The organism is Pseudoflavonifractor sp. An176, assembly GCF_002160435.1.
GTDB lineage: Bacteria > Bacillota > Clostridia > Oscillospirales > Oscillospiraceae > Enterenecus > Enterenecus faecium.
Genome location: NZ_NFKO01000007.1, coordinates 87,188 through 95,734, shown reverse-complemented (window position 1 = coordinate 95,734; position 8,547 = coordinate 87,188). Strand labels below are relative to the sequence as shown.

The 8,547-nt window shown below is 56.2% G+C and carries 9 protein-coding genes; 2 read left to right on the top strand and 7 right to left on the bottom strand.

The features are described from left to right. A partial coding sequence (locus B5F12_RS05730; RefSeq protein WP_143482338.1) for an IS3 family transposase occupies positions 1–813 on the top strand: 813 nt, incomplete at its 5' end. A gap of 143 nt (positions 814–956) precedes the next feature. Here the strand turns inward: B5F12_RS05730 and B5F12_RS11700 are convergent. After that, positions 957–2,294, bottom strand: coding sequence for a HEPN domain-containing protein (locus tag B5F12_RS11700; protein WP_143482337.1), 1,338 nt, complete (start codon positions 2,292–2,294; stop codon positions 957–959). 262 nt (positions 2,295–2,556) lie between these two features. On the opposite strand from B5F12_RS11700, the gene sigK reads away from it, so the two are divergent. Next, positions 2,557–3,246 carry an RNA polymerase sporulation sigma factor SigK gene (gene sigK, locus B5F12_RS05725; protein ID WP_087231622.1) on the top strand — a complete coding sequence of 230 codons (690 nt, stop codon included), beginning with the start codon at positions 2,557–2,559 and terminating at the stop codon, positions 3,244–3,246. A gap of 56 nt (positions 3,247–3,302) precedes the next feature. On the opposite strand, the gene atpC is transcribed toward sigK, so the two are convergent. Genes atpC through atpF form a run of 6 tightly spaced genes read right to left on the bottom strand, consistent with a single transcriptional unit; the run spans position 3,303 to position 8,536 of the window. Continuing rightward, positions 3,303–3,707 (bottom strand): ATP synthase F1 subunit epsilon, encoded by a 405-nt coding sequence (atpC, locus tag B5F12_RS05720; protein WP_087231619.1) that lies wholly within the window; start codon positions 3,705–3,707, stop codon positions 3,303–3,305. After that, a complete protein-coding gene (atpD, locus tag B5F12_RS05715) occupies positions 3,707–5,107 on the bottom strand; it encodes a F0F1 ATP synthase subunit beta (protein ID WP_087231616.1) in 1,401 nt (466 codons plus the stop codon). Before atpD ends, atpC begins: the two co-directional genes overlap by 1 nt. 36 nt (positions 5,108–5,143) lie before the next feature. After that, positions 5,144–6,022, bottom strand: a complete 879-nt coding sequence (gene atpG / locus B5F12_RS05710) for an ATP synthase F1 subunit gamma (RefSeq protein ID WP_087231613.1) — start codon at positions 6,020–6,022, stop codon at positions 5,144–5,146. Next, the gene (gene atpA, locus B5F12_RS05705; RefSeq protein WP_087231610.1) at positions 6,010–7,530 is read right to left on the bottom strand and encodes a F0F1 ATP synthase subunit alpha; all 1,521 of its coding nucleotides are present in this window, start codon (positions 7,528–7,530) and stop codon (positions 6,010–6,012) included. Before atpA ends, atpG begins: the two co-directional genes overlap by 13 nt. Then, positions 7,527–8,051: an ATP synthase F1 subunit delta gene (gene atpH, locus B5F12_RS05700; RefSeq protein WP_087231607.1), complete on the bottom strand. Its 525-nt coding sequence runs from the start codon at positions 8,049–8,051 to the stop codon at positions 7,527–7,529. Before atpH ends, atpA begins: the two co-directional genes overlap by 4 nt. Continuing rightward, complete coding sequence (atpF, locus tag B5F12_RS05695) at positions 8,048–8,536, bottom strand: F0F1 ATP synthase subunit B (protein WP_087231604.1); 489 nt, start codon at positions 8,534–8,536, stop codon at positions 8,048–8,050. Before atpF ends, atpH begins: the two co-directional genes overlap by 4 nt. Positions 8,537–8,547: the final 11 nt, after the last annotated feature.

Below are 8,547 nucleotides of genomic sequence, written 5' to 3'. Positions count from 1 at the left end.
CTGCTCCACGTGGCTCGGTCTGCGTACCACAAATGGGCTACTGGCAAGCGTAGCCACAGAGCTGCGGAGAATGAGCAGTTGGCCGACACCATTGAGAAAATTCACTTAGAAAGTCCAGATAAGGGTTATCGGAGGCTCAATGACGACCTGCGCCATGACTACGGTATCCATGTCAATGACAAGAGAGTGCTTCGTATCTGCCGGGCCAGAGATATTCGGTCTACCGTGAAGTACAGTAACCACAGCTGTACCAGGCGGGCCAAGAACCCTCAGTATTTAGCTGAGAACCTGCTGGATCGCCAATTCTATGCGGTAAAGCCGAATGAGAAATGGCTGACCGATGTGACCGAGTTCAAGTGGTATGAGGGTACCGAAGTACACAAGATCTATCTCAGTGCCATTCTGGATCTATATGATCGGCGCATTGTGTCCTATATCATTGGTGAACGCAACGATAACCCTCTCGTATTCAAGACCTTTGACAAAGCGGTGAAGGCAAATCCAACTGCTCATCCACTGTTCCACAGTGACAGAGGCTTTCAGTATACAAACCGAACATTCCACCACAAGCTCGTGCAGGCGGGGATGACACAGAGTATGTCCCGTGTGGCCCACTGCATTGACAACGGCCCTATGGAAGGTTTCTGGGGCATCTTAAAGCGGGAGCGTTACTACGGCAGACGCTTTACCAGCAAGAAAGAACTTGTCCAGATGATCAGACATTACATCCACTATTACAACACCAGGAGAGTGCAGCGAAATCTGGGTGTGCTGACGCCTATGGAAAAGCATGAACTGTATCTCGCTGCATAAAAAGCGGCCAGCAGCACATATAGGCTACTGGCCGGGAAAACTTTATATTTTTTCACTGTCCTCTTGACGGGGAGCGGTTCAGCCGTTTGGCTGTCTCCTCTTATACTTTATGCATACTCCCCCCAATGCGTAATAAGATGGTTTTATTTATCATCTTTATGTTCTAGGGATTTGTTCTCTTTCAAAATGATAGAGATATCCTCTTTTAGATGTTTATATTCCGAACGACGCCTACATTCCGAGATATATTGCTGCTCAATTCCAACGGTTTTATAAACAATTACAAGAAGAATATATCGTAAAATAATATTGGCAGAAGATACTTCATAAAAAGATGGTTCTGGTTGTCTTGTTCTATCATAATGTGTAAAATAATTTCTAAAATCACTAATTTTCTTTGCTAAAATTGGTATTTTCTCAGGCTCTATTTCTATATATCCATCAAGATAAAGCAAAATATCTTCAATTCGGTATTTTAGTGAGAGATTTCTATATGGATACTTATCCCGTATAGCCAATTCCCATGCACTTTTTTCGCGATAATACCTTGAATATAATTCAAGCGATTGAGATAAATTTAAAAAACGGTTGATATGAGTAGAGTGATTGCAAATAATCTCATAAAACAAGGTTGGGATAACCCGATTTTCATTATAGAATTGCAACCAATTGTTCCAGACTTCATCAAAGTTATGCGCAAAGCATCTAGTCCCAATAAGGAAAGGAGCTCTAGGGAAATCTATATTTTCAATATTATTCAAATAAATACAACAATCACACAACACATTTCCACTTTCTAACCTTCTAGTATCTTCATCCGCAAACTCCATATTTTCCAAAGGCAAATAGTGATCTGCAAAAAATGAAAATAAATTTCTGACTGATGCAATTTTAGGAATGGCTTCTTTTATCGAGGTCGGTTTTGAAAAATGATACTCCACACTTGGCGCAGAAATATACTCGACCTTTTCCCATGAGTCGTTACATGATAGTCCCGCTTTAAAAGATACTTTTCCATATTTATCGCACGCAGATATCTCTTCCCAGGAAAGGACGCTCTCAATAGTGATCGCATCTTTAGAGGATGTTACCGTTTGCTTAAAAGGCATCCTCGGGAGCATATAATTGAGTGCAGATATGGCTGCACTTATTTTCGTTATTTTTAAATCTCCAGAACAGCTTCTTCCAATAATTATTTCACTAGGTTCAGCCAATAGATTTGCAAATATGGTGTCTTTCCCACATCTACAACTAGGAAAGACATAGCAACCAAGAAGTGTAATGTCTATTCCATCAACAGTACCCCATATTTGATATTCATTATCGAGCTTGACTTTGCGAAGGATTTCTTCGTTTATCCTAGCATTTAGCTTTATCCTTCCATTTGAATCCTCCAAAACACCCGTAATCTCAAACACTTGTGATTGAACAGCAAAATAAAAGTCACCTATACGGCCAATAATCTCGCTAATATTGTGCATTTTGTGTCTCCTCAAGAACCAGTTAATTAGTGTCCCTATACATTCAGTTCCTACTCCATCGCTCATTTCATCCATCATTTTTCTATTTCAATGAGCGATGCTTTGAGTGATGTACACCAATTTTCATTTCCCATCCTACCACATCTTCCCACATTCATCAATTCATTTCAAAGCCTCCAATTTACACATTTTCTTGTTTTCCCCTTCCCCAGCCATAGGGACACGCCGCCCATGCATACACTTCCCCATGGAGGTGGTGACCATGTGGACGGCATGGCTCTTGTTAATGCTCAACGGACTCTTTTTCACCCTGCGGCTGGCCAACAACACCGGGTCCTTCCCCCGGGCCCTGACCCGGGAGGAGGAACAGGACTGCTTAACACGCATGGCCCAGGGGGACAGCGACGCCCGGGATAAACTCATTGAGCACAATTTGAGGCTTGTGGCTCATATCGTGAAAAAATACTACACGCAGACAGGAGATCAGGACGACCTTATCTCCATTGGCACCATCGGACTCATCAAAGGGGTGTCCACCTTCAAGGGGGACAAAAATGTGCGCCTGGCCACCTACGCCAGCCGCTGCATTGAAAACGAAATTCTCATGTACTTCCGCTCCCAGCGGAAAACCCAGGGAGAGCTATCCCTCTCCGACAGCCTGGACGGAGACCCGGAGGGCAATTCCCTGTCCCTGATGGACGTGGTGTGCGTGGACGACACCATGCTGGAAGACCTGGACCTGCGGGACTCCTGCCAGCGGGTGCGGGAGTGCGTGGACACCTGCCTCACCCCCCGGGAGGCCCACATCATCAAGCTGCGCTACGGCCTCAACCAGCAAGCCCCCCTCACCCAGCGGGAAATTGCCACCCTGTGCGGCATCAGCCGCTCCTACGTCTCCCGCATTGAGAAAAAGGCCCTGGAAAAGCTGCGTCAGGCCTACGAAGCCCATTAAAACGCATAAAAAAGCGCATGTCTCGGGGTGAGACATGCGCTTTTATCTATATTCTGTTATCTCCGGGTCTTCAAGCGGGCCATGGCCCGGGCCAGAGCGGCCTTGGAGTGGTAATACTCCTGGATGCTCTGCTTCTGGCGCAGACGCTCCTCGGCACGCAGCTTGGCGGCCTCGGCACGCTTGCGGTCGATCTCCTCGGGGTGCTCAGCAAAGCCCACCAGCAAGATCACATAGTCGGGCTTGATCTCGGCAAAGCCAGCGCCCACGGCGGCGGGCTCCCACACGTCGTCCACCTTGTAGCGCAGCTCGCCGGGCTCAATGGCGGTGACCGTGGGGGCGTGGCCTGCATAGACGCCCATCTGGCCGTCCACAGCAGGGAAGATCAGGGCCTGGGCGGGTCCAATGTAGAACTGCCGCTCGGGGGTGATGATCTCCAGGTAGAAGGTATTGGCTTCTGCCATTATACCGCCCCCATCTTCTTGGCCTTGGCCACGACCTCGTCCACGTTGCCCACGTTGCTGAAGGCAACCTCGGGGTACTTATCCAGCTCGCCGCCCAGAATCACCTCGAAGGAGCGGAGGGTGTCCTCCAGCTTCACATAGCGGCCCTCCAGGCCGGTGAACTGCTCGGCCACAGAGAAGGGCTGGGAGAAGAACTGCTGAATGCGGCGGGCCCGCTCCACGGTGCGGCGGTCGTCCTCGCTGAGCTCTTCCATACCCAGAATGGCGATGATGTCCTGCAATTCACGATAGCGCTGCAGCAGCTCCTGGGTGCCACGTGCGATCTTATAGTGCCGCTGGCCCACCACGTCGGGCTCCAGAATGCGGGAGGTGGACTCCAGGGGATCCACGGCGGGGTAAATGCCCTGCTCCACGATCTTACGGGACAGCACGGTGGTGGCGTCCAGGTGGGCGAAGGTGGTGGCGGGGGCGGGGTCGGTAAGGTCGTCGGCGGGGACGTACACAGCCTGGACGGAGGTGATGGAGCCGTCCTTGGTGGAGGTGATACGCTCCTGAAGAGCGCCCAGCTCGTTGGCCAGGGTGGGCTGATAGCCCACGGCGGAGGGCATACGGCCCATCAGAGCGGAGACCTCAGAACCAGCCTGGATGTAACGGAAGATGTTGTCGATGAAGAGCAGCACGTTCTGCTTCTCCTGATCCCGGAAATACTCGGCCATGGTCAGGCCGGTGAGGGCCACACGCATACGGGCTCCGGGGGGCTCGTTCATCTGACCGAAGACCAGGGCGGTCTTCTCGATGACGCCGGAGTCGGTCATGTCCCGCCACAGGTCGTTGCCCTCACGGGTACGCTCGCCCACACCGGTGAAGATGGAGTAGCCGCCGTGCTCGGTGGCGATGTTGTGAATAAGCTCCTGAATCAAAACGGTCTTGCCCACGCCGGCGCCGCCGAACAGGCCGATCTTACCGCCCTTGGCGTAGGGGGCCAGCAGGTCGATGACCTTGATGCCGGTCTCGAACACCTCCACCACGGGGCGCTGCTGCTCGAAGGCGGGGGGCTGACGGTGGATGGACCAGGTCTCCTTGGCGTCCACGGGGCCCTTCTCGTCGATGGTGTCGCCCAGGACGTTGAACATACGGCCCAGGACGCCTTTGCCCACGGGCACGGAGATGGGGGCTCCGGTGGCGGTGACAGTCATGCCACGGCCCAGGCCCTCGCTGGGGGAGAGCATGATGCACCGCACAGTGTCCCCGCCCATGTGCTGGGCCACTTCCATGACCTGACGCTTCCCGTCCAGCTCCACCTCAAGGGCTTCCTTGATCTCGGGCAGGACGCCGCCGCCAAAGGCCACGTCTACCACAGGTCCCATGACCTGTACAATGGTTCCTCTATTTTCCTTCATATCGTCTCACCTTTCGGGTGTCATGATTTCGTGGGGTTACTGGGCCGCCTGAGCGCCGCCCACCACCTCAGTGATCTCCTGGGTGATGGCGGTCTGACGGGCACGGTTGTAGGACAGGTTCAGGGTTTGCAGCATGGCCCGGGCGTTGTCGCTGGACGACTTCATGGCGGTCATGCGGGCATTTTGCTCCGAGCAGTAGGACTGCACCAGAGCGCCGAACAGGTCGCCCTTTACATAGCCGGGGACCAGGCGGTCCATAACCGCCTTCACCGAGGGCACATAGGCCACGTCCCGGTTATAGGAGCTGGTCTCCTCCTCCTGGGGGAAAGCGTCCGGGTCCAGGGGGAGCAGCTTGTGGATGGTGGGCTCCATCTGGAAGGAGTTGACCATGCGGGTGAAGATGACATACACCTCGTCCAGCTGTTCCCTACGGAACAGCTCCAGCATGGTCTCCGACATGTCCCGGGCCCGGCCCACGTTGGGGTTCTGGGCGGTGTAGAGGAACTCTACATCAATGGGAATGCCGTGCTCCATGAAGTAGGAGCGTCCCACCTGGCCCACCACAAACAGACTGGTGTTGGCAGACTGGCGCAGCTTCTCCTCCGCCAGCTTGAGAATGTTATGGTTATAGGCACCGGCCAGGCCCTTGTCTCCGGTGATGACAATGTAGCCGATCTTCCGCTTCTCCGCCGGAATGTGGGGACGCTTATCAAAGAAGACATGGTTGATTTCCGGGGAGTGGTGGAGGATGTCAGAGATGGTGGTGCCGATTTTCTGAAAGTAGGGCTCCACATCGGCCAGCTGCTTGCGGGCTTTCTGAAGATTCGAGGAAGAGATGAGGAACATGGCGTTGGTGATCTTCAGAGTCTGCTCCACGCTTTTGATGTGGGTACGGATTTCCTTTATGCTTGCCATGTGGCGCTCACCCGCTTCTTGGCGTCCTCCAGCACCCCGCGGATGGTCTCAATGGCAGGACCGCTGAGGTTTCCGGTGGACTGAATCTCGTCCATGACGTCGGCGTGCTCCTGCTCCATCTCCTGGGCGAAGTCCATAACGAAATCCCGGACCTTGTCCAGAGGCACGTCGTCCACCAGGCCGTTGGTGGCCACATAGAGGATGACGGCCTGACGGCTCACAGGCAGAGGGTGGTACAGGGGCTGCTTGAGCAGCTCCAGCAGACGGCGGCCGTGGTCCAAAGCCTGCTGGGTGGCGGGGTCCAGGTCGGAGGCGAACTGGGTGAACACCTCCAGCTCCCGGAAACGGGCCAGGTCGATACGCAGGGTACCGGCGGTCTTCTTGATGGCCCGGGTCTGGGCGGAGCCGCCCACACGGGACACGGACAGGCCCACGTTGACGGCGGGGCGCTGACCGGCAAAGAACAGGTCGTTCTCCAAATAGATCTGGCCGTCGGTGATGGAGATGACGTTGGTGGGGATGTAGGCGGACACGTCGCCGGCCTGGGTCTCGATGATGGGCAGGGCGGTCATGGATCCGCCGCCATATTCCTTGGTCAGGCGGCAGGCCCGCTCCAGCAGACGGGAGTGGAGATAGAACACGTCGCCGGGGTAGGCCTCACGGCCGGGGGACCGCTTGAGCAGCAGAGACAGGGTACGATAGGCCACGGCGTGCTTGGACAGATCGTCGTAGACGATGAGCACGTCCTTGCCCTTACTCATAAAGTACTCGCCCATGGCCGCACCGGCATAGGGGGCGATGTATTGCAGGGGGGCGGACTCGCTGGCAGTGGAAGAGACAATGATGGAGTAGTCCATGGCGCCGTGCTTTTTCAGGGTGTCCTGAATGCGGGCCACGGTGGAGGCCTTCTGGCCGATGGCCACGTAGATGCAGATCACATCCTGGCCCTTCTGGTTCAGAATGGTGTCCACGGCGATGGCGGTCTTACCGGTCTGGCGGTCGCCGATGATCAGCTCACGCTGGCCACGGCCGATGGGCACCATGGCGTCAATGGCCAGGATACCGGCCTGCATGGGCACGTTGACGGGTTCCCGGGTGACCACGCCGCTGGCCTCATGCTCGATGGGGCGGGTCTCGGTGGTCTCAATGGGGCCCAGGCCGTCGATGGGCTGGCCCAGCACGTTGACCACACGGCCCACCAGGGCGTCGCCCACAGGCACGTCGGCGGCACGTCCGGTGCGGCGCACCACGGTGCCCTCCTTTACCCCTCGCTCGCTGCCCAGCAGCACCACGCCCACGCTGTCCCGGGCCAGGTTCATCACCATGCCCTGGACGCCGGTGTCCAGCTCCACCAGCTCGCCGTACACCGCCTTGTCCAGGCCGTAGACAGTGGCGATGCCGTCGCCCACTTCCAACACGGTGCCGGTCTCGTCCCGGCGCACTCGGGTGTCGTATCCTTGAATCTCCTCCCGCAGGATGGAGACGATCTCTTCGGGGTTGGTTTTCATGCCATTCGCCTCTCTTCCAGTTGCCGGAACATGCCGGTCAGCGTCCCCTGGACGCTCTTGTCATAGGTCACGCCCTCGATATCCAGCACGAAGCCGCCGATGAGGTCGGGCTGGGTGTGAATGTCAAAGACCACATCCTTCTTGCGGTGCAGATGACACAGGGTCTTTCTGAGCTTTTCCAGCTCCTCCTCCTGGGGCACTCGGGCACAGGTCAGGCGGCAGCGGGCCGCACCCCGGTCCTCCAGGGCGATGTCGTGGAATGCCTCCACAATCTGGGGCAGCAGAGCCATGCGGCCCTTGTCTGCCAGCAGAGAATAGAAGCTGAGCAGAATCCGGTGTCCGTCCAGCATGGGCAGCCGAGTCAGTACACGCTCCTTCTCCTCTGCTTGTACCGCAGGAGAGCAAAGGCTCTCCCACAGCTCCTGGTTCTCCATCAGCCGCTTGGCTGTGAGGTCCAGGGTGCCCTCGTTGGGGTAAATCCCATAGAGGGCCTGGGCATAACGGCGGGCCAACTCACTCATGCCTGCTCACCTACTTCCGAAAGAAATTCGTCCACAAAGGCCTTGTCGTCGTTGCCGTCCATGGACCGGCCTGCGGCCTTGGCGGCGGCCAGCAGGGCCAGAGAGGCCACCTCCTGGCGGGCGCTGCGGAGCATGGTCTCCCGCTCCGTGGCGATCTGGGCCTGGGCCTCACGGTGTAGCCGCTGGGCCTCGCTCTGGGCCTCGGCCACGGTGCCGTCGTACACCCGCTGGGCACGGGTCTGGGCGTCGGAGACGATCTTGGCCGCCTCCTGGTGGGCGTCCTGGAGCTGGCCCTCGTACTGGGCCTTCAACTCCTGGGCCTGGCGGTTGCCCGCCTGGGCGGCGTCAATCTCCTGCTGCACCAGCTGGGCACGCTGCTCCAGCACGGCATTGACCTTGCCAAAGAGCACCTTGCGCAGGATGACGTACAGCACCAGCAGGTTGATGATGGTAAAGATGATGGTGGAAAGATGGAACTCCAGCATGGGAGGCTCCC

Coding starts and splice junctions, on each gene's coding strand:
- B5F12_RS11700 (WP_143482337.1), bottom strand. CDS start 2,294: ATGCACAATATTAGCGAGATTATTGGCCGTATAGGTGACTTTTATTTT.
- atpH (WP_087231607.1), bottom strand. CDS start 8,051: ATGAGTGAGTTGGCCCGCCGTTATGCCCAGGCCCTCTATGGGATTTAC.
- atpF (WP_087231604.1), bottom strand. CDS start 8,536: ATGCTGGAGTTCCATCTTTCCACCATCATCTTTACCATCATCAACCTG.
- atpA (WP_087231610.1), bottom strand. CDS start 7,530: ATGAAAACCAACCCCGAAGAGATCGTCTCCATCCTGCGGGAGGAGATT.
- atpG (WP_087231613.1), bottom strand. CDS start 6,022: ATGGCAAGCATAAAGGAAATCCGTACCCACATCAAAAGCGTGGAGCAG.
- atpD (WP_087231616.1), bottom strand. CDS start 5,107: ATGAAGGAAAATAGAGGAACCATTGTACAGGTCATGGGACCTGTGGTA.
- atpC (WP_087231619.1), bottom strand. CDS start 3,707: ATGGCAGAAGCCAATACCTTCTACCTGGAGATCATCACCCCCGAGCGG.
- sigK (WP_087231622.1), top strand. CDS start 2,557: ATGTGGACGGCATGGCTCTTGTTAATGCTCAACGGACTCTTTTTCACC.